The organism is Acetobacter sp. DmW_125128 (assembly GCF_008704325.1).
Classification (GTDB): Bacteria; Pseudomonadota; Alphaproteobacteria; order Acetobacterales; family Acetobacteraceae; genus Acetobacter; species Acetobacter oryzifermentans.
The window spans coordinates 1-25,413 of the sequence record NZ_VHOP01000025.1 but is presented as its reverse complement, the minus strand read 5'-3'; the positions used below and the strand labels follow the sequence as shown (position 1 = coordinate 25,413).

The window sequence follows — 25,413 nt, the reverse complement described above, 5'->3', positions numbered from 1 at the left end:
TGGACTTTGATCGCCTCAATCCGCATGCTGACCCGCAGAACCGCAAGGCATTGTCAGTGCTGAAAAACTTTCGGATCAGGCTCTTAGAGGAATGTTACTCCTACCCTGCAGTAAACCTGACTTGTTCCAGTCTGTTTCACCATGACGAAGAAAAACAAATGGCTGAAGATTTTCCATAACGAACTCCTGTTTCACTATGTGTATCATAATAAAATTGATTTTGATGTTTTGGTTGCAGATTTGTACGGAGAGATGGAGCTCCTTATCTAATGCAGAATATTACCTTTCAAGTTGTTCTTGGGGGGACAAATAAATACAAATGTGAAAGTCTCGTTAGAAAGAAGGATAGTCCAGGTTTGGGAATTTGAGCAGGCATGATGGCATTCGAGCAGAATGTGTTGTTTATCCGCAAGTAATTCTGTTGAATATTTTCATAGGATACAGAAAATCACGTAATTGACTTAAATTTCAGGGCTGCATAAGAATAGGGTATGCACACCAATCATCCCAAACGCGACGATATCCGGCTTGAGAGTGTACTGATGGCATTTGCAAATCCACTGCGACTGGCGGCTGTATGGACTATTGCTCAAGGTGACGGATATCCCAGCTGTAGCGTGCTGTCACATATTCCAAAATCCACCATGAGTCATCATTGGCGTATCCTGCGAGATAGCGGCGTTGTCTGGCAGCGCCAGATGGGACGGGAATACCGGCTGTCTTTGCGACGAGACGATCTGGACTATCGTTTCCCGGGGCTTCTGGATTCTATCTTGGCCCCGCTCACCATTGATGCACTGACTCACAACATGATCGTTGCATATAATGGGGAAGGGCAGAAGGTCGAGATATGATATTCGGTCCGACGCATTATATCATCGGAGCGTTGCTATGGACCCGTGCATAACAGGGAAGGGGTATTTCGAACCTGTGTTGTTGCATCGTGTGCGCATAGAAGAGGAGGGCGTCTATATATTGTAGCCATTTACTAACATGATTTACCAATTGTTCGCGCTCGACCGGCTAGTGTCGCAAAGATCATAGCCAGCATGCTTGATGCAACCAGTAGCCATAGGGAGGCACTCCAATTGCCGGTCGCGTCATGAAGCACGCCGATCAGCAATGGTCCGGCAGCAGCTCCCACATAACCAATGAATTGTGCCATTCCTGAAAGGACTGCAGCTTGATGATGATTATGTGTTCGGAGGCCGAATAGGGACAGGCTTGTGACCATCGCAACACCGGCACCGAGGCCGGCACAAATGAGCCACACTAAAGAAAGGCTGGGCATAAGTACTAAGCCGCTTGTCCCTGCCAAAAGTAAAAGCCCGCAGATGAAACCCAGTAATCGCTGATCGTTCAACCTCTGAAGCAGGGGCGCACAGCCGAGGTTTGTCGCAACAGCAACCACCTGAAAAACGAGCAACATGAGACCGGCGGAAGAGAGGGGTATGCCACGACTGGCTGCATAGGATGCAAACCAGTCGACAAGTGAGTAAAATACCAGAGAATGAAAAGCGAAAAAGAGGGATACCTGCCAGCCGATCGGATGACGCCATGGGGAGGTGAATGTCTGGTCGTTTGTGGCGGCTGAGGAAAGGTAATGTTGTCGTGTGCGAAACTGCGGCAGCCACATGAGAAGCGCGCCAAATGAGAGGAGGGCCCATATTCCGATTGCCCAGCGCCAGCTTAACCCAGGGATGCGTGCAATCGGCTCAGCTATCCCGGCAGACAAACCTGCCATTGCTGCCATTGAGGCAGCATAGAGACCGATAAGGCCTGCGGCGCGTGTCGGAAAATCGCGTTTCACCAAACCCGGGAGGAGAACATTCCCAAAAGCGATCCCAGCACTGAGGAGGAGAGTGCCAAACCAGATTGAACCAGGCAGATCCAGAGATCGCGTGACTGTGCCAACCAGAATGGCCATGACCGATACGCCAAGAATGCGTTCGAGACCATGTAGTCGTCCTACAGCTGGGGCCACAAGGGACAGGAGGGCAAAGATCAGTAACGGCAGAGAATTCAGTAGTCCGGCCGTCGTGCCGCTGAGATGAAGCTCATTCTGAATAGCCGGAAGTACGGGACCCAGACTTGTGATAGGCGCACGGAGGTTGGCACCGATAAGAATGATGCCGAGATACAGGCTTGAAAAGCCTACGGTCGAAGGGCGGGGGGCCGAAAAGGGAGTTGGCACGTCAACATCCTATACACGCCATCTTCCTTGGTTTCAGAACATGACGACAAGAATGCGTTGGTTGACGTTAACGCTTACGCGGCGACCGTAACATGGGCTTGCCGTCTGAAATCGTCCCTACATGTCGTTAAGGGATGTGTCAATCTGTCAGAGTGTTTCTGTTGTTTGCAGTCGTTCGGTTATGATTACGGTCCCGCTCAGGCTTATTCACCTTTCCAGACGACGACGGACAACATTTGTGATGGCGGTGCGTAACCAACGATGCACGGGATCGGTGTCGAGGCGAGGGTGCCATGCCTGAAAAACCTCCAGCGGTTCCACCATCACGGGTATCTCGAACGCGATGAGTCCAACAGCGGCGATGGATAAGCCACTTTCTACAATATCAGGCATGGAAAAAATCAGATCTGTATGCGTAATTCCATGTAATGCCGCGTAGTGTGACGGCATGACCAGAGCGATATTGCGTTCCAGGCCATACCCCTGGTCCAGAGCGACATCTATCGGTCCCCTGCGGCGCCCTTTACGGGAAACCACGACATGATTGTAACGTGTAAATGCTTCGGGTGTGATTTCACCGTCAAGAATCGGGTGACCATTACGGACGACACCTCGAAACTTTGTAGAAAAAAGTTTCTGCCGTCGGATATCCTGCTGAAGTTCACGGGTAGCTCCTATGAAAAGGTCCACGGTGCCCTTGCGAAGGGCCTCGCTATCGTGTCCCTCACTTTCGGGGGCAAAGCGTAAGTGGCATCCTGGGCATGTCCGCGTCAGTTCCTGCATGAGCGGACCTGAGAAAACGCTTGTCACCACGTCATTCGCCCGGATCGTAAAGGAAGGAGTGAGTTTCGTGAAATCTACCTCTTCCTGCCTGGAGAGCGCCCGTGCGTTCGCCAGAACAGTGGCGACCTGCGCCTGAAGCTCCATAGCTCTCGGGGTGAGAACCATTCTGCGCCCTGACAGGACCAGGATTGGATCGGAAAATGCCTCGCGGATACGCGCAAGAAAACGGCTGATTGTCGCACTACTGACCTTCATTCGCCGTGCTACGCCGATAACGCTCTGTTCTTCAAGGAGAAGGGCAAGAACATACAACAGGTTGAGGTCGTAATCCTGCTTCACTGAACCATGCTCCATGTCTTGTTTGTTTTGCTCACTGGTGGGGCGATACTTAATTAAAATAGCAGTTTCAAGGCTATCAGAATATCAAATGTAAATGCTATACGTTACAGAATATGAAATGCTGAATTGCAGGTTCTGGCGCTTCCCAGTGGGGTAGGCTTGTGAGCATTATCTTTTATATTTTCTATCAGCCTCAACTATGGACGTAAGATGACCTCATCGGCACAAACTGCCGTGCCAACCGATAGTAGGCTGCATCCTTCTCCGCTGACGTTGCCTGTGGTACCGGCACTCAATGGGCGGTTGTTGGTTGGTCTGCTGGGGGTTTTGCTAGCTGTTCTACTCGCGGGCTTTAACGAGCATGTAACGGAAATCGGCCTGAATGATATTCGTGGCCAGATGGGCATCGGCCATGATGAGGGGACGTGGGTTATTGCTCTGTTTGAAGCCTGCAATATTTCTGCAATGGCTTTTGCTCCTTGGTTTGCTGTTACGTTTTCTGTTCGCCGCCTGACAATAGCCATGACGGCAACTGTCGGTATATTGGGGGCGCTTGCCCCTTTTATGCCCGATCTCGCGTGTCTGCTGATCTTGCGCTGTGTGCAGGGGTTTGCCAGTGGGGCACTTCCCCCCATGCTGATGACTGTAGCGCTCCGCTTTCTTCCCCCTCCTATCAAGATCTATGGGCTTGGAGCCTACGCCCTGACCGCAACATTTGGTCCCAATCTGGCGACACCTCTGACAGGGTTCTGGTTTGAGTATGTTGGCTGGCAGTTCCTGTTCTGGCAGATCGTTCCTCTGTGTGTCGTAACGATTATCTGCGTGGCCTGGGGGCTACCACAGGATCCGATGAGACTGGAGCGATTCAGGCGGTTTGACTGGTTCGGGTTGATGACCGGTCTGCCCGGCATATGTTGTCTTGTCATCGCGTTGCAGCAGGGGGATCGGCTTGATTGGTTCCGCTCTCCTGTCATCACCCATCTGACGTGTGTGGGTGTGTTTCTTTTTGCAGTCTTCATCGTCAATGAGTGGCATCATTCGCTTCCATTTTTTCGTATCCAGTTGCTCAAACAACGCAATATAGCGGATGCCTTGCTTACGCTTTTCGGGGTTCTGGTGTTGAGTGTGGTAACGGTTTCTGTTCCATCGCATTATCTGACTGCGGTAAAATCCTATCGTCCAATTCAGACGACGCCTTTCTCTCTGCTGATAGCGATTCCCCAGTTGCTCGCGCTCCCGCTGGTGGCAGCCATATGCAATATCCGCCGGATCGACTGTCGACATGTTCTTATGGCCGGTCTGGGTCTGATGGGTCTTTCATACTGGCTGGGAACCTGGATATGTGCAGACTGGGTCCGCGATAATTTTTATCCCATCGCGCTGCTGACTGTATTCGCGCAGCCTATGGTCATCATTCCGGTTCTGATGCTTGCGACCATGGGGCTCGGACCTATCGATGGGCCCTTCATCTCCGGTATGGTCAACATGACCAAGGGTATGGCGAGCGCTGTCGCAGCTGGACTTCTTGACGCATTGTTCCGGCGCCGAGAGCAATACCATTCCTCCATGTTGCTGGATCACATGGGCCATATACAGTTTTCTCTTCCTCCTTTCGATGCTGTACGCCAGAGCCTGTTCGATCCTCACCTTGTTGACCCAGGCAGCGTGAACTCGGCCGCTATGTCCCTCTTTCATCGCGAGGTCGGGATGCAATCGCTCATTCTTGCCTGTGCCGATATCTATGTCGTGATGATTGGCGTTTGCACGCTTCTTATCGGCCTCAATCTTGTTCTGCCCAGCAGGGTGTATCCGCCGCGCGCAGCGGCACCGCTCTCTCGTCAATCCTAAACCGGAGATTTCATGTGCCGACCCGGCGTTTCTTAAGTCTTGCCGCTGTCATAGCGGGTCTTGGTGTCACGGCTTTCGCCGTGGACCGATTGGTAATGGAGCATCAGGGAAGTGTTACGACAAATGACGCTTATATCCATGCTTATTTCACACTTGTCGCACCTAAGGTCTCAGGTCGGATCGATCAAGTTGAGGCACAGGATAACCAGCACGTGAAAGCAGGCGAGACGCTGGCTCACATTCAGGACTGGGACTTTCAGGCTTCCCTCAGGATAGCCCGGGCTAATGTGGCATCCGCTCAGTCGGATATTGATAATTTGAGCGCGACCCTCAAACGGCAGCAACCTCTTATCGCCGCGGCGCACGCGTCGGTTGAGTCTGATAAGGCTGCTCTTGCCTTTGCGAGGCTGGATGAGGCGCGTTATCGCGATTTGTCTGCAGGTGGAGCAGGAACTGTTGAGCAACGTCAACGTACAGCAACACAGGCAAAACAGACTCTTGCGCTTCTTGCTCGTGATGAGGCAGAGGCTTCGGCGGCGGAGCAGCAGGTTCCTGTCATTCAAGCGCAACTTGAGCGTGCCAGAGCGGCATTACAGCGTGCGCAAGGGGAAGAAAAGCAGGCTGAACTCAACCTGTCATACTGCACGATAACGGCACCAATTGATGGCGTGGTTGGCGCGCGCGGTGTTCGTGTGGGGGCCTATGTTCATGTTGGTACTGCGCTCCTGGGCGTTATTCCCGTTCAGGATGCTTTTGTGGTCGCCAATTTTCAGGAAACACAATTAACTCACGTAATGCCCGGGCAACGGGCTACAGTCTGGGTTGATACTTTTCCGGGGCATCCCCTGCGGGCTCATGTTGATAGCGTGGCGCGCGCGACCGGGGTCGCATTTTCTCCGATCCAGCCAGACAACGCGACGGGAAACTTTACCAAGGTGGTGCAGCGTCTCCCGGTCCGCATTGTGTTTGATCCGGGCCAGCCTCTTGCTGCGCGAGTGAGTGTTGGCATGTCGGTTGAAGTGAGAATCGATACAGAGACGAAAGCTGACGGCTCTCATGCATCGGATGATCGCTATGAATGGCGTTAAGCGACTGGGTTTTGCGCTGTTGGGACTAATGGTGAGTGCCTGTACCGTTGGGCCCGATTTTCATGATCCACGGATGCCTTCTGGAGATAGATGGCATGAAAGTCTGCCTGCATCTTCCAGCAAGGCGGATATGAAAAGGATCAATCCCCAATGGTGGGAAGTGTATCACGATCCTATTTTAGATGATCTTGAACGACAGGTTGCGGCAAAAAACCTCGATTTGCGGGCAGCAAGTTTCCGATACGCTCAAAGTCAGGCAGAACGAAAGATAGCAGGAGCTGCACAGTTTCCCTCCCTTAATGGAAATGCCTACTATCAACGCAATCAGATCAGCGCCAATGGCGTAAGGTCGGTGCTTGGTACCCCAATCGGCATGACTCATCCCACGCCAGCGTTCAATCTCCCGACTTATGGACTGAGTGCTTCATGGGAGGTCGATCTATGGGGGCATGTCAGGCGCTCTGTGGAGAGTGCGCGGGCTGCGATGGATGTTACCGACGAAATGCGTCGTGATGTCATCGTCTCACTCATGGCTGAAGCTGCCAGAGACTATATTGAATTGCGTGCAGTGCAGGCCGAAATGGCAATTATACGTCAGAATCTCGCAGTTGCGCGACGGAGCGTGGAGTTGACGACTCTTCGATTCACAAAAGGGGTTACGACCACGCTTGATGTAGATGACTCCGAGGCACTTTATCACACCTTTAATGCACGGCTACCGGTATTACGTAATCAGCAGGTTCATCTTATCAATGCTCTGAGTTTTTTGATCGCACGTGAACCAGGAGCATTAGCGGCATTACTTGAGGCGCCGCATCCCATTCCTTCAGTGCCTTCGGTTATCGATATCGGTGTCCCTTCGGAACTGGCTGATCGGCGTCCTGATATCCGGATGGCAGCTGCAAAACTACATGTTGCAACAGCAAATATTGGTGTGGCAATCGCAGATTTTCTGCCGCGCGTGACCCTGTCGGGAACATTGGACATGCAGGCGATGTATTTCAGCAAGTTGGGGAATTGGGCTTCGCGTCAATATGGGTTTGGACCGACAATGACGGTGCCCCTTTTTGAAGGAGGCAGGCTCCGAGGGCAGTTGATGCTGCGAAAAGCCCAGCAACAGGAAGCTTTCATCACGTATCAGCGGACAACCCTGAATGCCTGGCATGAGATTGACGATGCGCTGGCCAGTTTTAGTGCAGCCCAGCAGCAACGTGATGAATTACGTCAGGCCGTGGCGCACGATAATGCCGCAGTAAATACAGCCCAGAGACAGTATGCGGCGGGAGCTGCTGATTTTCTTAATGTCCTGACCTTGCAATCTCAGCTTCTGGCTGCCGAAAATCAGCTTATTCAGTCGGAAGCGAGTGTATCGACCTCTGTTGCCCAGCTTTATCGGGCGCTGGGGGGAGGCTGGGAGGGGACTTTTCCTTTGCTGTGAACATCACACATGGCAGCATCAGTGCTGCCACTGTAAGAGAATAACCAAGTAAAGCGCGGACTTCTTCCATGCTTATGATAAAATATTTTGGATCTATCTTGTTGTTTCAGGTAAATGAAGAGTAAGAAAAACCTTGAGCTTCTTTTTTCACTCATGATGATATTAATGGGTTGAGGAAAATTAATAAAGCTGAGAGGTGGGCTTTTCGAACCCTCCCCGTACTCTTTTTTTTATAGCCTTGTATCAACAAGCACTATTTCAGAATCTTGATGTGCAAGGATTGTGAGGGTATCTTTCTCTGAGATGGCAGCACCATCACCCTCTCTGATCATCTGACCTTCAATTTCCACGGTGCCGCGGGCAACGACCAGATACGCCAGCCTTTCTATGCCAAGATGGTAATCGGTATTCTCTTCTCTTATTAATGTTGCTCCCAAGACGCGTGCATCTGTGCGAATTGGAAGAGCATCACCGTCGTTTTCGTAACCGGATGCGAGTATGATAAACTTGCCAGCACGATCGGTTTTCGGAAACACCCGGGTTCCCCACGACGGTGCATATCCGGATCGGGTCGGTATGATCCATATCTGGAATATCCGGGTTGTGACATCCTCAAGATTATACTCGCTATGCTTGATTCCGGTACCAGCAGACATAACCTGAACGTCACCTGCGATGGTACGTCCCTTATTGCCCAGGTTGTCCTGGTGGGTGATGGCGCCTTCCCGGACATAGGTTATGATTTCCATATTCTCATGGGGATGCATGCCGAAACCGGACCCCGGCGCAATAGCGTCATCGTTCCAGACGCGGAGAGCACCCCAATTCATCCGGCTAGGATTATAGTAGTTGGCAAACGAGAAATGGTGCCGTGTATCTAGCCAGCCATGATTGGCGTGCCCTAGCTGTGAGTAAGGACGAACTTCGATCATGATGGTTTTTCCAGATGGAGGTGACGATATGTGGATGGTGTCAAAAAATAGCCGCCCGGCGTTACTGTCGTAAATGGCAATAGTGGAAAGATACGGTTTCTCTTTCTTGGCGCAATGAGTATGTCGAGATATAACTGGACGATCAGCCAAGGGGGAAGTTGTATGAGACTGCCGGATTTTGAAGCATGGGCTATTTTCGCAAAAGTGGCGGAACTTGGTTCTTTTGCGCGTGCGGCAGAAGAAATACAGCTCTCCAAGCCGACTGTCTCAAAGGCGGTCAGTCGTCTTGAACAGACGTTAGGTATTGCGCTGTTCAATCGGAATTCTCGTCACATTTCCCTTACTGAGACCGGGAGGGCCCTTCTTGGCTATGCCAATCGTATTGTTACCGAAGCTGAAGCTGCTGAAGCTGCTGAAGCAGAAGCTCGTGGTGATATGCAACGCCCTTCTGGCCGTATTCGCATTACCGCACCAGTGACATTTGGTATCCGCCATCTTGCCCCCGTCTTGCCGGAATTTATGCGGCGCTATCCTGAGATTGATCTGAATATCAGTTTCAGCGATGCAATTGTAGATGTGGTGGCTGACGGATATGATATCGCGTTACGTATCTCCGCTCTTGCTGATTCCTCTTTGCGCGCACGAAGATTATGCGATGTTGGTCTCTTTCTGGTGGCATCATCGGCATGGCTGAATACTGTCGGCCGACCTGAACATCCACGAGATCTGGAGGACTGTAAAAGCTTCGTTTATACGAATACCGCTGCTCCAGGAATGATTCGTCTCCGAAAGAAGAATTCAGGTAAAGAATTTGTCCTGCCACAAACGTCTAGGTTCCGTGCGGACAATGCTGAAGCGTTCCTGCCCTCTTTAGAGGAGGGGCTAGGCTACGGATTATTTCCCGAATTTATGGTTTCAGATGGATTGCAGGAAGCAAGACTGGAACGAATTCTTCCAGAATGGGAAGGGCCTGTCATAAGTCTATACCTGATTACCCCTCCAAGCCCGATGCGACCTAACCGTGTCAAAGCCTTGATAGATTATCTGATAAAGGCTTTTGAGCATCCACCATGGGTAAAAACCGAGAGGTAGCCTGAACCGGACAAAGAGCCTTCCTGAAGAAGAGTATCGGGAAGGCTTTGATAATCAGGCTAGTTTTTTAGTAATGCCGGCCACATGCTGACCGAGAAATTTCGCCCCATCGAGTTCATTGCTGCTTGGCTGACGTGATCCGTCACCTGCAGCAATCGTCGTGGCGCCATAAGGTGAGCCGCCAGTGACTTCGTCAACTTTAAGCTGACCCTGGAAGCTGTAAGGAAGGCCGCTGATAACCATACCGTGGTGCAAAAGGTTGGACATCAGAGAGTACAGGGTTGTTTCCTGACCACCATGCTGGGAAGCCGTGGAGGTGAAGACCGCACCAACCTTGCCAATCAGTGTGCCCTTGAGCCACAGACCGCCTGTCTGGTCCCAGAAGTTTGCCATCTGAGCAGGGAGGCGGCCAAACCGCGTCGGAGCTCCTATGATAATGGCATCATAATTAACCAGATCATCCGTGGTCGCGATGGGAGCGCTTTGCTCCGTCTTAAAGTGATGCGATTTCGCAACATCCTCAGGCACCAATTCAGGTACTCTTTTTACATCGGCTTCAAGGCCTGCTTCACGGACCCCTTCTGCAATTGCGTTGGCCATCGTTTCGATGTGACCGTAAGATGAGTAATAGAGAACGAGAACTTTTGGCATTTTTACGTCTTTCTCAGGTGATGAAAACAATGTCTTTAAGGAGTTCAGAAACCCCATGATGATAACTCCTGTACGATTATCAAACATCCTAAAGTTGGAAACATTCTGTTTCTGGATTTAGCATGTAAGGATCTGAGAACCCTATTGTTGTTCGTAATGTCGATATCAGGACAGATTTTGAGAACGACCAATGATCCGTAAATGTCTTTTTGCAAGCAGCTCAGTCACGCCACGCGAGCGAGAATGCCTGCGCAGTTGCAACATCTCGCGCAGTCAGGGCTGATATCCCCAGTTGTAATCATTCACTGAAGGATGATCACAACTGGGGTATTCTAACTGTTTGGACCAACTGCGTGCAGAGGTGGCTGCAAGCGTTAGTCCTGCTTTTCGAATGCGCCAGCAATGCGCAGAGTCACATCGTCAGACACGTAAGGCACATACATCTTCACACCGAAGTCACTGCGCTTGATGGTGCCTGTGGCTTCAAAACCAGTGGTATATTTTTTGTCCAGTGCGTTCACGCCAGCACCGATGAAGTGAACCTTCAGTGTTTCAGGCTTTGTCACGCCATGGAGGGTTAGGTTCCCTGTTACGATGGCATCGTTGCGGCCAGTCAGATGAACTGACGTGGACTCAAACGTGGCATTGGGGAATTTGGCAGCGTCGAACCACTGATCGCTCTTGAGTTCATCATTAAGCTTGGCGCTGGTGGTCTGTACGGAGTCTACAGGGATGGTAACAGACAGCTTGGAGGCGGCTGGGTGTTGCGCATCCAGTGTCAATGTGCCGGACACATTGGAGAATACGCCCTGATAATTTGTAAAGCCAAAATGCAGCACGGAGAAGCCAACCTGTGTGTGGCCCGGTTCAACGTTATAGGTGCCAGATTGAGACTGGGCTGCGTTGGTGACAACCTGCGCGGACGCGGGGTTACCTGCCAGAAGCCCGATTGCCATGGCTGCAGCGGAAACAAAAGAAAGACCGTATTTCATAAGTATAACTCCAAATAGACGATTAATACCCGGTGTAGTCTTAGATTGTTCTAGGAGGCTATCAATTCGACGCCTGTTCAACACATCAAATTTATTACAGCTGTATTTTTAATAAATAAATGTAAACGTTGGAAACATATGGTTTCAAAATTTTCTCTATTGTGAGAGGCGTCCAGCCCCGGACTGCATCTGAGGGCCTGCCAGGCTGGGGCCTGAAAGATGACGCTTGGCAGTGAATGAAAAACATAATATTCATTGTTCAATAAAATAGTTTAAACGCTGACTGAAAGGACCATGGCTCGTGACATCGCGCACGTTTTCTAATGCCTGCATCGCAGGTCTCCTTCTTCTTCTGCCTTCGTGTGGCAAGAAAAACGCGGACGCGAATGCTCCTGCAGTGACGGATGTTCATGTCATGCGGGCACACGAGCAGTCCGTAGATCTGACAGGATATGTTCCCGGACGCGCCGCAGCTTATCGACAGGCCGAAATCCGGCCGCAGGTCAGCGGTGTTCTTGAAAAGCGCCTGTTTGTTGAGGGGACTGATGTCAAGACGGGCCAGCAGCTCTATCAAATTTATCCGGTTCCCTATGAAGCTGCCCTAGCGCAGGCAAAGGCTGATCTGGCTCATGGAGAGGCGGAACGCGTTGCAGCAGACGCACGAAAAGCACGGTTCACCCATTTGTCCGGGATTAACGCCGTCAGTCATCAGGACTATGACGATGCCGTCTCCTCTGCGGCTCAGGCAGCGGCGGATATTGCGAGCGCGAAAGCGGAGATCATGTCCGCTCAGGTTAATCTTGATTATTCGCGTGTTTATTCCCCAATTTCCGGGCGTATCAGCCGCACGCTCGTTACGGAAGGCGCATTGGTGACGGCAAATCAGACCACACCTCTGGCGACGGTCACGCAGTTGGACCCGATTTATGTCGATCTGACCGTTACAGGTGAGGCGGTGTCGCGCCTGCGCGAATCCCTGATGAATGAGAAGCGTGACCATACTTCGACTGGGGCTGGCCAGGTCGATGTCGTCCTCGATACGGGACGCCCTTATACGTCACCAGGCCGAATTGATCTTCTCGAAGTAATGGTCGATCCGGGAACCGGAATGACCACGCTGCGAACAACATTCCAGAATCCGGATGCAATGTTGCTTCCGGGCATGTTTGTGCATGCAACTCTGCATTATGGTCGGCGAAAAGCTTTTCTTGTCCCACAGAACGTTGTGCTGCGAGACCTGCACGCCGACCCTTATGTCCTGATTGCCGGATCTGACGGTAAGGCTGTCCTAAGGAAAGTAAAAATTATTCAGGATAGCGGTAATTCATGGGTGATTACTGATGGTGTTTCTGACGGTGATCGTATCATTACTGAAAAACTCCAAACCTTGCAGCCCGGCGATTCGATACATCTTCTTAACGAACCGGCCTGACGGACAGTTGCGGAGTTTTATGTGATGTCAGATTTCTTTATCCGAAGGCCAATTTTTGCCTGGGTCGTTGCTCTTCTAATCTCGCTTCTGGGCGTTATTGCGCTCATGACCCTACCTATTGGCCAATATCCCAGTATCGCACCTCCACCAGTTACCGTCAGTGTTACTTATCCAGGTGCCTCCGCTGAAACAGTGTTGAAAACTGTTGTGCAGCCCATTGAAGAGCAGATGTATGGTCTTGATGGGCTGGAATATATCTCATCGTCTGCGCAGCAGGATGGCACAGCGCAGGTGGTGCTGACCTTTATTCAGGGCACGGATCCAAATATCGCCCAGGTGCAGGTGCAAAACCGCATGACAGTGGCGCAGGCACTCCTGCCGCCAGATGTGGTTGCCCAGGGCGTGAAAATTACCAAGGCAACCAAGAGTTTTACTCTGATCGCCATGTTGGTAAGTGAGGATAACCGGCTCGATTCCTATGCTCTGGGGGATTTTGTCGCTAACCATCTTCAGGAACCGGTTACGCGGGTCACGGGTATTGGTGACTACACCTTCTTCGGTTCAGAATATGCAATGCGCATATGGGTCAAACCGGAGAAACTGACCAGCTACGGGATGACTGTAACGGATGTTCGCAACGCGGTTACAAATCAGAACTTTCAGGTTTCATCCGGTGAGATTGGCGCGCTGCCAAGCCCGGATGAACAGGTGCTTGACGCCGTCATTTTGGGGCCGCAGCGTTTGACCACACCGGAGGATTTCCAGAATATCCTTTTGAAGGTCAACCCGGACGGCACACAGGTTCGTCTGCGTGATGTTGCGCGTGTGGAACTAGGGGCACAAAGTTTCCAGCCAAAGGGTCTCGTAGATGGGCACCCTGCTGCCGGTCTTGCCCTCAATCTCGCGCCTGGTGCCAACCAGATTCAGACAGTCTCCACCGTAAAGGCGCTGTTTGATCGTGCTGCGTCGTCCTTTCCCGCAGGCGTGCACGTTGTTTATGCTTATGACACAGCGCCGTTCGTCATGGAGTCCATGCACGAGGTTGTAGAGACACTGGTTATTGCGATCGGTCTTGTGGTCGTGGTGATGTATGTGTTCCTGCAGAATTTTCGTGCCACTCTGATTCCCACCATTGCCGTGCCCGTCGTGTTGCTTGGAACTTTCGCCGTAATTCAGGCGTCGGGCTTCATGCTCAACACCCTGACAATGCTGGCGCTGGTACTGGCAATTGGTCTGCTGGTGGACGACGCAATCGTTGTGGTTGAGAACGTCGAACGTCTGATGGCGGAAGAAAATCTTTCACCCGCCGACGCGACAAGCCGATCAATGAAGGAAATTACAGGTGCGCTGTTTGGCATCACAATGGTGCTGTCAGTGGTTTTCCTGCCCATGGCGTTCTTCGGTGGCTCTGCAGGCATCATTTACCGCCAGTTCTCCATCACCATCATTGCGGCCATGACGCTTTCGGTCATTACCGCCATTACGTTCACGCCGGCGTTGTGTGCCACTATTTTGCGTCCATCCCACGGTCAGGCGACGAAGGGTCCATTCGGCTGGTTTAACCGGTCATTCGACGCGTTGCTTGAGTATTATGGTCGTATCGTGGTGCGTCTGAATGCGACACCGCTTGCATGGGGGGGGTATTTGTTTCTGAGCGTTGCCGCTGTGCTATGCTTTTTTAAGCTTTCTGAAGGTTTCTTGCCTGATGAAGATCAGGAAGTCGTCTTCGTGCAGGTTCAATCGCCGCTCAACAGTTCGGCGCATGTCACGGAACGTGTGCAGAAAGATATTCGTGAATATGTCCAGGCACACGATAAAGGTGCTGTAGAAAATGTCCTGACGGTGTTTGGCTTCCATTTTGGCGGACGCAGTCAAAGTGCAGGTTTTATCGCAGTCAAGCTCAAGCATATTGATGAGCGTACGGGTGCCGTTCGTACAGCGCAGGACATAGCGTCTGATATTAACGGGCATTTTGCGACGTATGGGGTAGCCCAGGTTGTTGCGTTTCTTCCTCCACCCGTCATTGAACTCGGCAATGCCAGTGGTTTTGATTTTGAGCTGACCAATCCAGGGGGAATTCCCTACGAGCAGTTTTCTCAGGCCAAGGACCAGCTCATTGCCATGGCGCGGAAAGATCCGAGGCTTGTTGCTGTCCGTCTGAATGGACTGGATGACGCACCACAATGGCATTTGAACGTTCTGAGGGAGCGCGCCAATGCTTATTCGGTTTCCAATAGCGATATCAATGATACGATCGGGAGCGCCTTCGGTTCTGCCTATATCAACCAATTCAATATGAGTGGCCGTGCCAAAAAAGTCTTTCTTCAGGGGGAGATGGATTCGAGGTTGCAGCCCCGCGACCTAGAGAAATGGTTTGTACGCAATACACAGGGCCAGATGGTGCCGCTCACTGCTTTTACCGATCCAAAGTGGGAAATTGGGGCTCAGAAGCAGGATGTCTACAATGGTGTTCCCGCTTTCGAAATTCTGGGTGCGCCAGCGGCAGGCATAAGCAGTAGCGAGGCAATGAAGATCATGGAAGATTATGCGGCAAAGCTGCCGGTAGGGCTATCGCACGAGTGGTCTTCTATCTCCTATGAACAGCAGCAGAGTGCAGGGCAATCCGGGAAACTTTATGCTGTTTCATTGATTGTCGTTATCCTCTGTCTGGCAGGACTTTATGAGAGCTGGTCAATTCCTGTCGCTGTCATGCTCGTGATTCCACTCGGAATTCTTGGTGCTGCACTCGCTACTTTCCTGCGCGGTCTGGCAAACGATATCTATTTCCAAGTCGGCCTGCTTACAACAGTCGGTCTGGCCACCAAAAATGCAATTCTTATCGTGGAGTTCGCGAAGATGCACTATGATGCGGGTGCAACATTGGCTGATGCAGCTTTGATCGCGGCAAAAGAACGTCTGCGTCCCATCCTGATGACATCTTTTGCCTTCATTGTTGGTACTCTGCCGCTGGCACTCGCCACAGGGGCAGGTTCGGCTGCGCATATTGCCATCGGCACAGCGGTTGTCGGTGGTATGACTGGTGCGACAGTGCTGGCTGTGTTGTTCGTGCCTAAATTCTTTGTTTCGGTTCTGACCCTGTTCCGGGTTCAGCGCAATGCTCCAGATAAGCCTCCCGTCAGCACAGCGGAAGAAGGGGGGGCGCACTGATGTCGAGGCAGCTTTCCTTTTCATCACTGGTCTTCCTGCTTCTTGGAGGATGTACCATGATTCCGCATTACGAACGGCCAGCCAGCCCGGTTGGCAAGACTTGGCCGAATGGGTCTGCCTATCGTAATACCAAAGGCGTCTCGTCAGATGCCGTGAAATCCGATGCTGCATGGCGCGACTTTTATCGTGATCCACTTCTTCAATCTCTTATTGCAGAAGCGCTGGAGAACAACCGTGACTATCGTGTTGCCATTCAGCAGATCGAAACAGCTGGTGCGCAGTTTGATATTGAAAATGCGAGTCTGTTTCCGTCATTGACGGGGAATGCATCAGGAAATATCCAGAAATATGCTGCTCGAACCATGCGGTTTCCCCATACACCAGCTTCTCAGGGGTCTATTTACCAAAGGCAGTATGGTGTCGGTTTCGGCGTTTCCTCTTATGAGATTGATCTATGGGGGCGCATCAGGAGTGCTTCCCGGTCGGCATTTGATCATTACATGAGTGACGTCTATACGCGTGAGAGCGTGAATATTACGCTCAAAGCAAGCGTCGCTACGACAGTTCTTAACTGGGTGGCCAACAATGAAGGATATCAACTCACATCAGATATTCTGAAAAGCTGGCAGAAAAGTTACGATCTCGTCCTTGAAGCGCGTAAAAGCGGTTCGTCGAGCGACCTTGATGTGGCGGAGGCAGAGGAGGCGCTGCGTGAAGCTGAAAAGCAACTGGAGATCTATGACCGTCAGCGGGCTCAGGCCCTCAATCAGCTGGAACTTCTGGTAGGAAGGCCTCTGACGGACGCTCAGAAAAATGCACTGGAAGGAAAGAAAGCTCTTGCTGACATAGTGGACTTTCCGGATGTTCCAGAAGGTCTCCCGTCTGATCTCATCGGTAGGCGTCCGGATATTCTTGCCGCAGAGCATACGCTTCTGGCCGCAAATGACGATATTGGGGAGGCTCGGGCTGAGTTCTTTCCGAAGATCCAGATTACTGCGTCAAATGGTACAGCAAGTAGTGGCATCAAACGCCTTTTCCGATCCGGAATGGGGGCATGGGATGTCGCCCCGCAGATCACACTTCCGATTTTTGACGAAGGTCGATTGACGGCCCAACTCAAACAATCGAAAGCAAACAAGCGTATGGAGATTGCCCGCTACGAAAAATCAATCCAGACAGGTTTTAGAGAAGTAGCAGACGCGCTTGCTGCCAGAGAGACTTATGTTCGGGAAACGACGGCGCAGGATTGTTTTGTTTCGGCTTCACAGCGGCAATACCGGCTTTCTCGTGCGCGTTTTGAAATGGGGTCAGACAGTTATCTGCAAACACTTGTTGCCCAGAGAACTTATCTCAACGCCGTGACGGAAGGGATTTCTATCCATCTCGGTCAGCGTTCAAACGCTGTTACGCTCTATAAGGTATTAGGGGGTGGCTGGGAGAATGAGACGCCAAAGCGCCCATTCCGTATCGGTGAGCATATTCTATAAGCTTGTCTGACAGACAGCATTATAGGATGGCTTGCTGTGCCGACATTTCTATGGGGTTCAGAATGTTTGGCTTCATCATGCGAAGAGGCTTGGAGCGGATAAAATGTTGTGAGTCCAAGTCTTGTTTTTCTTGAGGGCGCGTTGGGATCAAATTACGAATGTCTGATCATCAACTCTGCCATTGGATATTGAAATTGATGTAATCTGTGCTTGCAAATGGATTTTAATAATCTAAATGGCTGGTGATTGAGCTAACGATGGGACCATCCTTGATGTTGAAGAACAAAAATGAGCGTGATGAAGCTGTTAGGACGCAGATTGTTGAGCAGGCACGCTTATTGTTTGAGCGTTACGGGCAGTCAAAGACAACCATGTCCGATATTGCGGAAGCGGCAGGTATGTCACCCGCACACATTTATAATTTTTTCAAAGGAAAAAATGAAATTATAGATGCCGTTGGTGATCAGGTTTTTTCTTCCTTCGCCAAAAAAATAAAAAAAGAGATTGACACAAAAAAAGATCTTTTTGAAAAAATAGCCACGATATTTCTGTTTATTTATAAGCATAACCGTGATCACGCTCTTCCAAAAGATGATGGGCTATGTATTAAAATTTGTGAGGGGATTGACGGTTGGGATTTTGAAAAGAAATTTGAGGGATTTGTCCTCAAAACAGTTTCTGATATCATAAAACAAGCTGCCGAGCCCGATATTTCGGGGGATAAAGTCCGAAATGATGCCAGAACTATTCTCGACTGTATGTTTTTCGGCGCTGTTTATACCGAAATATTCCGATCTCTTTCAGCGAAAGAGCATGAACAACGCGTCAGATACCAGCTTGAATTTATTCGATCCGCGCTTCTTCAGAGGGGATATGTCGTTTAGTAAAGTTACGCTCGCTCCTGGAATTTCAGAATGTGTCTTTATGGCGTGATCTATTTGCACGTTTGACGTATTAGAAGAATGTGCACCGGCATATTCTCTGCTGGTGCACCAGTCTCTTGAGGAGGAGCAATACTCAGTGTGCCTTGGGCCTATAATGGCTCGTAGCCGCTACACGAGGGCTCCGGACTGCAAATTGGGCGCATCCATGGGACATGATCTGGGTATTTTCGGCCTGTTTAAATTGTCTGTTGTGGTTCGCAGAGTGAATTAAGTTGAAAAACGTAGCATCTTGAATTAGTCGAGTATCTTGAGCATCACATTCAGGCATAGGATTATGCTGACCCAAGGCGACCCGCCATAAAGTCAACAAAAGCTCGGATTTTGGGTAATGACTGTCTATTGGACGGCCACAGGATGCCGACGTCTCTTCTGTCATGAATATATTCGTCCAGAACGGGGATGAGCTGCTTTGCCTTTATCTTTTCATGCACCATGAAGTCTGGAAGCAGGGCGATACCAAGTCCGTTTTCTACCATACTTAGCAATGAGTTTATATTGTTGGAAACCGAAGATGTGGGCAGGTCCGGACTGATTAGTTCACCATTAGTCAGAAATGGCCATGGGGCCAGTTTTCCGCTGCTGGGATAACGATATCTCAGGCAGAGATGTGTCTGGAGATCATCAGGGCTGACTGGCAGGCCCCGGAGGGAAGCGTAGTCTGGTGCTGCGACAAGTCTATGATGAAATCCGCTAAGTCTGCGCATCATGAGACGCGAATCATCAACAGAACCAATCCGCATGACAGCATCAAACCCTTCCTCTACCAGATTGACCAACCGGTCACTGAAATCGAGATCCAGTTCGATTTCTGGGTAGCGTTTCTGAAAAGCAACAATATGTGGCATCAATTCAGTACCCAGATTAGGGAAACCGATGCGTAATCGTCCTTTGGGTTCTGCGGTGACTGCGCTTAATTCTTCTCTGGCTGCATCAAACTCTGCAAAAATGCGATAGCAATGAAAGAGAAATTTTTCTCCTTCAGCCGTCAAACTGATGGCGCGTGTGGAACGGTGAAAAAGACGAGCACCTAGTTCCTGCTCGAGCTTGGCTATTGTTCGGCCAATCGCTGATGAGGAGAGGCCAATCCGTCGACCGGCTTCCTTGAAACTGCTTGTTTCTGCCGCTTGCACGAAGGCTTCCAGGGCTCCAAAATGTGTCATGGTATGATTGCGCTTTGTTCCGTTATGTTCGGATAATTGTCCCATTTATCGCAAGCATGACAAGGGGTAGAAGAAACACGTATTATTCTGAACCAGCAAGATGAATGATGCCGGATAGATATATTCCTCAAAGCGACTTCAATCTGTCGATGGGATACCGGGCATTCAGTTTTGCTATAAAAAGTGGAGTTAATCATGGCCTCTCCCTCTCTGTTCAAGCCGTTTACCCTCAAGGACATTGCACTGCGTAATCGTATCGCCATTCCCCCGATGTGCCAGTATATGGCCACGGATGGGGTCGTGAATGACTGGCACCATATTCACTATGGTGCCTTGGCTCGGGGTGGGGCTGGTCTGGTCGTTGTCGAAGCGACAGCCGTCGCTCCGGAAGGTCGCATTACCCCAAAGTGTGCCGGTCTGTGGAATGATGAGCAGGCACAGGCTTTTGTTCCTGTTGTCAAGGCCATCAAGGACGCTGGCGCCGTTCCTGGTATTCAGATTGCGCATGCCGGACGTAAGGCGAATGCCAACCGTCCATGGGAGGGAGATGACCATATTCCTGAAAATGACCCCCGTGCCTGGCAGACGATCGCGCCTTCCGCCATCGCTTTTGGTAAGCATCTGCCCCGGACGCCTAAAGCCATGACTCTTGAAGATATAAAGCGTGTGCAGCAGAATTTTGTTGATGCGGCGCGACGTGCTCTTGAGGCTGGCTTCGAGTGGATTGAACTCCATTTTGCTCATGGTTATCTGGCGCAGAGTTTCTTTTCTGAGCATAGCAATCAGCGAACCGACGCCTATGGTGGAAGCTTGGAAAACCGCAGTCGTTTTCTGGTCGAAACTCTCGCGGCAGTCAGAAAAGTGTGGCCGGAACATTTGCCTTTGACGGTCCGCTTCGGAGTTATTGAGTTCGATGGTCGTGACGAACAGACTTTTGCTGAGTCCATGGAACTGGTGAAGCGCTTCAAGACCGAAGGACTGGATCTGCTCAGCGTGAGTATTGGGTTCACCATTCCTGAAGTGAATATTCCGTGGGGCCCCGGCTTCATGGCGCCTATTGCTGGGCGTGTCCGTGAAGAAGTGGGTCTTCCGGTGACGTCAGCATGGGGGTTTGAAGTGCCTGCTGTGGCAGAGCAGGCCGCTGCGGAACACAGGTTGGATCTTGTCTCAGTTGGGCGCGCCCTTCTTGCTAATCCGCACTGGCCCTACGCAGCCGCAAAGGCCTTGCGCGCGGATCGACCCGCCTGGGTTTTGCCTGCTCCTTATGCCCGTTGGCTTGAACGCTATAGTCTTGGCCAGTTCTGAGGTGCCAGACGTTATCTGATACCGTCTGGCTACCCGCAAGGTTGAGCCCAAACGCATTTTAGATCGGGTCGTGCTGCCTGTTTCTTTTTCAAAGGAACAGGCAGTTGCCGTATGGAGCGTGTGGGCCGTTGGCTGATTATGAGAGGGTAGAAGAGCGATTGCAGTCTTACAAAAAGGCTGATCTGGAGGCTATGTGGATCTATTCGGCGAAATAAGACATCTCAAATTGAATGGAGGAACGGTCGTCTATGATCCTCGTCCATCTCTTGGACTGTCTCCCGATCTGTTGATGAAGAGACTGAGTTCAGAGCTGGTCTGGGAGCAGCACAAAGTCCGGATTCATGATACTGTAATAGATCAGCCTCGTTTGAGTGGCTGGCATGGGGATATCGTTCATACATATACCACGCTGGCGCATAATCTTCACCCAGAGCCTTGGAGCCCTGTGCTCAAGCAGCTCCGGCAACGTGTTTCAGAGCTGGCGAAAGCTCCCTTTAACTCTATGCTGGCCAATCTCTATCGGAACGGCGCAGACAGCATAGGCTGGCATAGCGATAACGAAGAGGGACTGGGAACTGAACCAACGATTGCTTTGATCAGCCTCGGTGCAGAGAGAAAGTTTTCGTTGAGACGGTGGGACGATCATCGCAGCAGGTGTGACATTATTCTTGAGCATGGCAGCTTGCTTATCATGAGTGGCATGACGCAGAGGTACTGGCAACATGCTGTCCCCAGAACAAGTGCGGTGACAGGGGCCAGAATAAGCCTCACGTTCCGACAGATTGATCCAGTATCAGGCCGCTCTCTGAAGTCGGTCACCCACAAAGAACAATCAGGGACGGATCCGTGATCAATAAGAGTGACGTTGCTGACTGCTATTTTTTATGGGAAGAGGTAAGATGAGGCTGTTTGTTACGGGGGCCAGTGGTTATATTGGCGGCTCCTTTGCTGCTGAAGCTGTTCGCAGGGGACACGACGTACGAGGGCTGGTTCGCTCCGCCGAGAAAGCGGCGGCCTGTGCAGCGTTGGGCATGGTGCCTGTTCAAGGAACGTTGGCGGATCGTGATCTTCTCATAGAAGAAGCCCAAAGAGCAGATGTGGTCGTTAATGCGGCAAGCAGTGATGAGCGGGATGCAGTTGATACCTTTCTCGCGGCGCTTTCAGGTTCCGGTAAAGCCTTCTTGCATACGAGTGGCAGCAGTCTGGTCGCTGATCATGCTGAAGGTGAAGCGAGCGAGGCTATTTTCGACGAGCGCCATATGCCGCTGCCTGTGGCAGAAAAAGCTCCGCGAGTTGCTCTCGATCACGCGATCCTGACAACACCTGGAATACGGTCAATCATTCTGTGTAATTCACTGATCTATGGAAAGGCTCTGGGGCCGACGGCTCATAGTGTCCAGCTTCCCCTTCTGGTAGACTACGCGCGGGAGAATGGCTGCGCCCGCTATATTGGCAAAGGTCTTAACCGCTGGTCGACAGTCCATATAGCAGATGTCGTGGACCTGTATTTCCTAGCGCTTGAACAGGCTCCGCCGGCAACATTTGTATTTGTTGAGAGTGGAGAGGCATCCTTTCGGGATATGGCGCAGTCTATTGCCAATGCATTGAGGCTTGGTGAGGCAACCTCCATGACGGTTGAGGCCGCCATAAAACGCTGGGGGCGTCAGAGGGCTCTGTATTCCCTGGCGTCTAACAGTCGGGTGCGCAGCCTCTACTCGCGGGCATGGGGATGGAAGCCGAACAGTGCAGATATTCACACATGGATTCTAAATAATATTTCAGCAGAAAATCCGTAAGAGAAAGAGGGTACATCTGAATTTCGGCTTTACCACTCCGTCATATACGAGTCAGGAAGCTGGCGTCAGAGCTATCTTACTCGTCAAGGTCATGGTTGCGAATCCGTAGCAGCCTCAAGGCATTAAGAGTGACGAGGGCAGTAGCGCCAGTATGCTTCACGTTGCGGGCCCCCAGGGTGTGGGAGTGGTGAAAGTGAAGAGGTCCGACCGGCAAGGGGGGGCAGGCTAAGGTTCCTTCCGCAATGCTGTGGGCAAGCCTGACGACCAGTGCACCCTGCCATCGCGAAGCGCTTCCAGGGCTGTCTGACCCGCAAGTTCAGGATGAGATTGCATCAGGAAGCGGTAAATGGTCCATCCGCTGTCGCCCAGCATATCGAAAAGTGCGGGCGGGACAGGGAAGGGCTGTCCCGTCGCGTCGATCTGCCAGGCCGGATAGCGCGCTTCTCGTGGTGAGGATTCTGGCAGAACGAGGACAGCATGGGCCTGTTCCAGATCATGCAGGTCTGAGACAGTCAGGCCAAGACGATGGGCAAAAATCTCTCCCGTCAGCATGTCCGGCCCTGACAGAATGGTGGCTGTCAGGTGGCGACCCCGTTCTTCTGCGCGGGCGAAAGCGTCACTTCGTGTTCGTGGCCTGTCTGTCATGAATGCTGTCTTTTTGTCTTTCAGGGAGAGAGGAGAGCGGTCCCATCATGGGGCGGGCGGAAGATCTACTGTATCATCCGGCCCGCTTGTATGCATTCGGTGCGTAGAGCCCTAAAAATACGGGACATCAACGTCCAAATGGGATATACATAATATATATCCATGGGGAGAAATAGCCGATGCTGACCCGTACGACACTCTTTCTATCCAACCGCTCGCAGGCAGTGCGCCTGCCGAAGATGGTCGCCTTCGGGGAGCAGGTGCGTGACGTCGTCATTGTGTCCGAAGGTTCACGACGCATCATCGCCCCCGCTGACGCAGCGTGGGATGATTTCTTTGCGGCTCCCGGCGTGGATCTGGGGGAGCGGAACCAGCCGGCCATGCAGGAACGTGAGGCGCTCTGAATGCTGCGTTATCTGCTGGATACGAACCTCTGTATCCGGGTATTGCGGGATCGACCACAAGGGCTGCGTCCGAGGTTCAACAGCTGTGCGGAGGAACTCTGCATCTCGGACGTGGTTCTGTATGAGCTGCTTTATGGCGCAGAACGCTCGTCCGATCCCGTGCGCACAAGGCGTGAAGTCGAGCGCTTCGCGGCAAGGCTGGCGGTCCTGCCATTCGACAGTGAAGCAGCCGCCCATACGGCAGACATTCGGGCCGAACTTGAACGGAATGGCCGTATCATAGGTCCGTATGATCTCATGATTGCCGGGCATGCCCGGAGCAGAGGGCTGATTGTTGTGACCGGCAATCTGCGGGAATTTCAGCGGGTGGAGGGTCTTCGAACCGAGGACTGGCTGACTGACACGGTCTGACCGGGAAAGGTGCGGCGAGACAGAATATCGATAAAAACGATTATTTATCAATCAACTATGTCATGCAGCGAGCCTCTCCACGAACCCGCTGACAAGTAGCAGTTTTCTTTGGTTGCAGGCCCCCGCAACCAGATTTTCCATTTAATATCAAACGCTTAGGCCGCCTCACGGGCGGCCTTTGGCGTTTCTGCTCCACGCGCAGGATGCGTATAGGATGCAAACGGGAGTCGTAGTAGGGCGTAAACGGCCCGCGAAATCACAGCTTCACGATCGCGTGATTTTGAGCGGCTGTAGCACCGGGAACGACTTCGGCAGGTAACTGATCTCACCATGTCGAACCATACGGCAGGCTGCTGCCGGGATCATCCCAGATACATCCGCGAAAAGAGGACTTCCCTAAGGTGCCGTGGCACCGGGAATCCTCTCTTTTTTGCTGTCTGGATGAATGCCGATACGGGGGAGGGACGATGACTCCGGTGGGTGCAAGAGGCAGTGTCATCGGGAAGCTATTATGCTGAGAACTCACGTGTCGTCAGCATTCTGTTCGACGACGCAGATGTAGATATTCCTGCTGACCCCGGAGTCAGCAGGAACAGCCCAGATCAGCCGTGACAGGCGCATCCGGCATGGTGGCATCCGGCTCCATCCTTGTGATGCGTCGCGCAGGCTTCGTCACAATAGATGCGACCATCTTTCTCGACGCCGTTGTTAACGCTGACCACGCACACGCAGTCTGGGCAGGCACATTTTACGGATTCAACGGTAACGCTCATGGGTCTTCTCCTTCGGTAATGGCTTCGTCCACGTCATGCGGTTCAGTGACGTGTTCGATCATGTTGGTCAGCATCTGCCGGACATGACAGTCCGGCAGGTCATAGAACACCTGCTTGCCGTGACGTGTGCCTTTGAGCAGACGCGCACTGCGGAGCAGACGGAGATGATGCGACGTCAATGAAGGACTGAGGTCCAGCGTGTCCGCAATATCTCCAACGCTCATGGGCTGAGAGAGGCATGATGCGACAATCCGCAAGCGGTTCGGATCGCCAAGGAGGCGGAACATTTCTCCGAGTTCAGTGGCATGATCAGCAGTCAGCATCGTTATTCCCAAACACATGAACATGTATTCATATATCGGTGTGAGGAGAGGGGTGCAAGCATTTTCGTCATAGGAATGATGGCGGAAAGCCGGAAAGAGGAAATGACGACGCGCGCGCCGCCGCTTACTGTGATGGAGCGAAAACCTGAAGATCAATCGTCACCGGATGGCGTTCCTGTAGCGTGGTCCGATGCGTGACGGACACGAT

The 25,413-nt window shown here is 51.7% G+C and carries 24 protein-coding genes; 14 read left to right on the top strand and 10 right to left on the bottom strand.

Features of this window, described 5'->3' with window-relative positions; all coding sequences use genetic code 11:
- Positions 1-75: 75 nt before the first annotated feature.
- Positions 76-177, bottom strand: coding sequence for a histidine phosphatase family protein (locus FKW19_RS09580; RefSeq protein WP_123809134.1), 102 nt, complete (start codon positions 175-177; stop codon positions 76-78).
- A 440-nt stretch (positions 178-617) separates the two neighbouring features.
- On the opposite strand from FKW19_RS09580, the gene FKW19_RS09575 reads away from it, so the two are divergent.
- Positions 618-854 carry a helix-turn-helix transcriptional regulator gene (locus tag FKW19_RS09575; protein WP_238706780.1) on the top strand — a complete coding sequence of 79 codons (237 nt, stop codon included), beginning with the start codon at positions 618-620 and terminating at the stop codon, positions 852-854.
- A gap of 134 nt (positions 855-988) precedes the next feature.
- Here FKW19_RS09575 and FKW19_RS09570 read toward each other — a convergent pair whose 3' ends face one another.
- Both FKW19_RS09570 and FKW19_RS09565 read right to left on the bottom strand, forming a co-directional pair.
- Positions 989-2,194, bottom strand: a complete 1,206-nt coding sequence (locus FKW19_RS09570) for an MFS transporter (RefSeq protein ID WP_014106224.1) — start codon at positions 2,192-2,194, stop codon at positions 989-991.
- A 207-nt stretch (positions 2,195-2,401) separates the two neighbouring features.
- Positions 2,402-3,316: a LysR family transcriptional regulator gene (locus tag FKW19_RS09565; protein ID WP_164076300.1), complete on the bottom strand. Its 915-nt coding sequence runs from the start codon at positions 3,314-3,316 to the stop codon at positions 2,402-2,404.
- 210 nt (positions 3,317-3,526) lie between these two features.
- On the opposite strand from FKW19_RS09565, the gene FKW19_RS09560 reads away from it, so the two are divergent.
- From FKW19_RS09560 to FKW19_RS09550, 3 genes are all read left to right on the top strand, one after another.
- Positions 3,527-5,164, top strand: a complete 1,638-nt coding sequence (locus tag FKW19_RS09560) for an MFS transporter (RefSeq protein ID WP_035382356.1) — start codon at positions 3,527-3,529, stop codon at positions 5,162-5,164.
- Between the two features lie 95 nt (positions 5,165-5,259).
- On the top strand, positions 5,260-6,252 hold the full coding sequence (locus tag FKW19_RS09555; protein ID WP_238331286.1) for an HlyD family secretion protein: 993 nt from the start codon (positions 5,260-5,262) through the stop codon (positions 6,250-6,252).
- Entirely contained in the window at positions 6,239-7,690 is a 1,452-nt protein-coding gene (locus FKW19_RS09550; RefSeq protein ID WP_035382358.1) for an efflux transporter outer membrane subunit, read from the top strand. Before FKW19_RS09555 ends, FKW19_RS09550 begins: the two co-directional genes overlap by 14 nt.
- Before the next feature lie 230 nt (positions 7,691-7,920).
- Here FKW19_RS09550 and FKW19_RS09545 read toward each other — a convergent pair whose 3' ends face one another.
- Positions 7,921-8,622: a pirin family protein gene (locus FKW19_RS09545; RefSeq protein WP_014106229.1), complete on the bottom strand. Its 702-nt coding sequence runs from the start codon at positions 8,620-8,622 to the stop codon at positions 7,921-7,923.
- A gap of 162 nt (positions 8,623-8,784) precedes the next feature.
- On the opposite strand from FKW19_RS09545, the gene FKW19_RS09540 reads away from it, so the two are divergent.
- A complete protein-coding gene (locus tag FKW19_RS09540) occupies positions 8,785-9,714 on the top strand; it encodes a LysR family transcriptional regulator (RefSeq protein ID WP_035382359.1) in 930 nt (309 codons plus the stop codon).
- Positions 9,715-9,768: 54 nt separating this feature from the next.
- Here the strand turns inward: FKW19_RS09540 and wrbA are convergent, their stop codons facing one another.
- Positions 9,769-10,365, bottom strand: coding sequence for an NAD(P)H:quinone oxidoreductase (gene wrbA / locus FKW19_RS09535; RefSeq protein WP_035352921.1), 597 nt, complete (start codon positions 10,363-10,365; stop codon positions 9,769-9,771).
- 374 nt (positions 10,366-10,739) lie between these two features.
- A complete protein-coding gene (locus FKW19_RS09530; protein ID WP_014106232.1) occupies positions 10,740-11,357 on the bottom strand; it encodes a YceI family protein in 618 nt (205 codons plus the stop codon).
- 301 nt (positions 11,358-11,658) lie between these two features.
- On the opposite strand from FKW19_RS09530, the gene FKW19_RS09525 reads away from it, so the two are divergent.
- From FKW19_RS09525 to FKW19_RS09510, 4 genes are all read left to right on the top strand, one after another.
- Positions 11,659-12,789 carry an efflux RND transporter periplasmic adaptor subunit gene (locus FKW19_RS09525; protein WP_052051560.1) on the top strand — a complete coding sequence of 377 codons (1,131 nt, stop codon included), beginning with the start codon at positions 11,659-11,661 and terminating at the stop codon, positions 12,787-12,789.
- 24 nt (positions 12,790-12,813) lie between these two features.
- Positions 12,814-15,957, top strand: coding sequence for an efflux RND transporter permease subunit (locus FKW19_RS09520; protein ID WP_035352875.1), 3,144 nt, complete (start codon positions 12,814-12,816; stop codon positions 15,955-15,957).
- The gene (locus FKW19_RS09515; protein WP_035352878.1) at positions 15,957-17,444 is read left to right on the top strand and encodes an efflux transporter outer membrane subunit; all 1,488 of its coding nucleotides are present in this window, start codon (positions 15,957-15,959) and stop codon (positions 17,442-17,444) included. The genes FKW19_RS09520 and FKW19_RS09515 overlap by 1 nt, the downstream gene beginning before the upstream one ends.
- Positions 17,445-17,716: 272 nt before the next feature.
- Entirely contained in the window at positions 17,717-18,328 is a 612-nt protein-coding gene (locus tag FKW19_RS09510) for a TetR/AcrR family transcriptional regulator (protein ID WP_048851167.1), read from the top strand.
- Between the two features lie 332 nt (positions 18,329-18,660).
- On the opposite strand, the gene FKW19_RS09505 is transcribed toward FKW19_RS09510, so the two are convergent.
- Positions 18,661-19,548 carry a LysR family transcriptional regulator gene (locus tag FKW19_RS09505; RefSeq protein WP_014106237.1) on the bottom strand — a complete coding sequence of 296 codons (888 nt, stop codon included), beginning with the start codon at positions 19,546-19,548 and terminating at the stop codon, positions 18,661-18,663.
- Between the two features lie 195 nt (positions 19,549-19,743).
- Here FKW19_RS09505 and FKW19_RS09500 point away from each other — a divergent pair, with 195 nt between their 5' ends.
- From FKW19_RS09500 to FKW19_RS09490, 3 genes are all read left to right on the top strand, one after another.
- A complete protein-coding gene (locus FKW19_RS09500) occupies positions 19,744-20,853 on the top strand; it encodes an NADH:flavin oxidoreductase/NADH oxidase (protein WP_014106238.1) in 1,110 nt (369 codons plus the stop codon).
- 193 nt (positions 20,854-21,046) lie between these two features.
- Positions 21,047-21,703 (top strand): alpha-ketoglutarate-dependent dioxygenase AlkB, encoded by a 657-nt coding sequence (locus FKW19_RS09495; RefSeq protein ID WP_052051561.1) that lies wholly within the window; start codon positions 21,047-21,049, stop codon positions 21,701-21,703.
- Between the two features lie 49 nt (positions 21,704-21,752).
- Positions 21,753-22,649: an NAD-dependent epimerase/dehydratase family protein gene (locus FKW19_RS09490; protein ID WP_014106240.1), complete on the top strand. Its 897-nt coding sequence runs from the start codon at positions 21,753-21,755 to the stop codon at positions 22,647-22,649.
- A 225-nt stretch (positions 22,650-22,874) separates the two neighbouring features.
- On the opposite strand, the gene FKW19_RS09485 is transcribed toward FKW19_RS09490, so the two are convergent.
- Positions 22,875-23,294 carry a hypothetical protein gene (locus FKW19_RS09485; protein WP_052051562.1) on the bottom strand — a complete coding sequence of 140 codons (420 nt, stop codon included), beginning with the start codon at positions 23,292-23,294 and terminating at the stop codon, positions 22,875-22,877.
- Positions 23,295-23,473: 179 nt separating this feature from the next.
- Here FKW19_RS09485 and vapB point away from each other — a divergent pair, with 179 nt between their 5' ends.
- Both vapB and vapC read left to right on the top strand, forming a co-directional pair.
- Positions 23,474-23,698: a type II toxin-antitoxin system VapB family antitoxin gene (vapB, locus tag FKW19_RS09480; RefSeq protein ID WP_010511771.1), complete on the top strand. Its 225-nt coding sequence runs from the start codon at positions 23,474-23,476 to the stop codon at positions 23,696-23,698.
- Complete coding sequence (gene vapC, locus FKW19_RS09475) at positions 23,699-24,109, top strand: tRNA(fMet)-specific endonuclease VapC (protein WP_014106242.1); 411 nt, start codon at positions 23,699-23,701, stop codon at positions 24,107-24,109.
- A 602-nt stretch (positions 24,110-24,711) separates the two neighbouring features.
- On the opposite strand, the gene FKW19_RS16010 is transcribed toward vapC, so the two are convergent.
- Together FKW19_RS16010 and FKW19_RS09465 are read right to left on the bottom strand one after the other, a co-directional pair.
- Positions 24,712-24,882: a metallothionein gene (locus FKW19_RS16010; protein ID WP_075624995.1), complete on the bottom strand. Its 171-nt coding sequence runs from the start codon at positions 24,880-24,882 to the stop codon at positions 24,712-24,714.
- Complete coding sequence (locus FKW19_RS09465) at positions 24,879-25,205, bottom strand: helix-turn-helix transcriptional regulator (protein ID WP_228391382.1); 327 nt, start codon at positions 25,203-25,205, stop codon at positions 24,879-24,881. The genes FKW19_RS16010 and FKW19_RS09465 overlap by 4 nt, the downstream gene beginning before the upstream one ends.
- Positions 25,206-25,413: the final 208 nt, after the last annotated feature.

Bases quoted from the DNA above. Each gene is read 5' to 3' on its own strand.
- FKW19_RS09580 (WP_123809134.1), bottom strand. From the start codon at position 177: ATGGAAAATCTTCAGCCATTTGTTTTTCTTCGTCATGGTGAAACAGAC.
- FKW19_RS09560 (WP_035382356.1), top strand. From the start codon at position 3,527: ATGACCTCATCGGCACAAACTGCCGTGCCAACCGATAGTAGGCTGCAT.
- FKW19_RS09555 (WP_238331286.1), top strand. From the start codon at position 5,260: ATGGAGCATCAGGGAAGTGTTACGACAAATGACGCTTATATCCATGCT.
- FKW19_RS09550 (WP_035382358.1), top strand. From the start codon at position 6,239: ATGAATGGCGTTAAGCGACTGGGTTTTGCGCTGTTGGGACTAATGGTG.
- FKW19_RS09545 (WP_014106229.1), bottom strand. From the start codon at position 8,622: ATGATCGAAGTTCGTCCTTACTCACAGCTAGGGCACGCCAATCATGGC.
- FKW19_RS09540 (WP_035382359.1), top strand. From the start codon at position 8,785: ATGAGACTGCCGGATTTTGAAGCATGGGCTATTTTCGCAAAAGTGGCG.
- wrbA (WP_035352921.1), bottom strand. From the start codon at position 10,365: ATGCCAAAAGTTCTCGTTCTCTATTACTCATCTTACGGTCACATCGAA.
- FKW19_RS09530 (WP_014106232.1), bottom strand. From the start codon at position 11,357: ATGAAATACGGTCTTTCTTTTGTTTCCGCTGCAGCCATGGCAATCGGG.
- FKW19_RS09520 (WP_035352875.1), top strand. From the start codon at position 12,814: ATGTCAGATTTCTTTATCCGAAGGCCAATTTTTGCCTGGGTCGTTGCT.
- FKW19_RS09515 (WP_035352878.1), top strand. From the start codon at position 15,957: ATGTCGAGGCAGCTTTCCTTTTCATCACTGGTCTTCCTGCTTCTTGGA.
- FKW19_RS09510 (WP_048851167.1), top strand. From the start codon at position 17,717: ATGTTGAAGAACAAAAATGAGCGTGATGAAGCTGTTAGGACGCAGATT.
- FKW19_RS09505 (WP_014106237.1), bottom strand. From the start codon at position 19,548: ATGACACATTTTGGAGCCCTGGAAGCCTTCGTGCAAGCGGCAGAAACA.
- FKW19_RS09500 (WP_014106238.1), top strand. From the start codon at position 19,744: ATGGCCTCTCCCTCTCTGTTCAAGCCGTTTACCCTCAAGGACATTGCA.
- FKW19_RS09490 (WP_014106240.1), top strand. From the start codon at position 21,753: ATGAGGCTGTTTGTTACGGGGGCCAGTGGTTATATTGGCGGCTCCTTT.
- FKW19_RS09485 (WP_052051562.1), bottom strand. From the start codon at position 23,294: ATGACAGACAGGCCACGAACACGAAGTGACGCTTTCGCCCGCGCAGAA.
- vapB (WP_010511771.1), top strand. From the start codon at position 23,474: ATGCTGACCCGTACGACACTCTTTCTATCCAACCGCTCGCAGGCAGTG.
- vapC (WP_014106242.1), top strand. From the start codon at position 23,699: ATGCTGCGTTATCTGCTGGATACGAACCTCTGTATCCGGGTATTGCGG.
- FKW19_RS16010 (WP_075624995.1), bottom strand. From the start codon at position 24,882: ATGAGCGTTACCGTTGAATCCGTAAAATGTGCCTGCCCAGACTGCGTG.
- FKW19_RS09465 (WP_228391382.1), bottom strand. From the start codon at position 25,205: ATGCTGACTGCTGATCATGCCACTGAACTCGGAGAAATGTTCCGCCTC.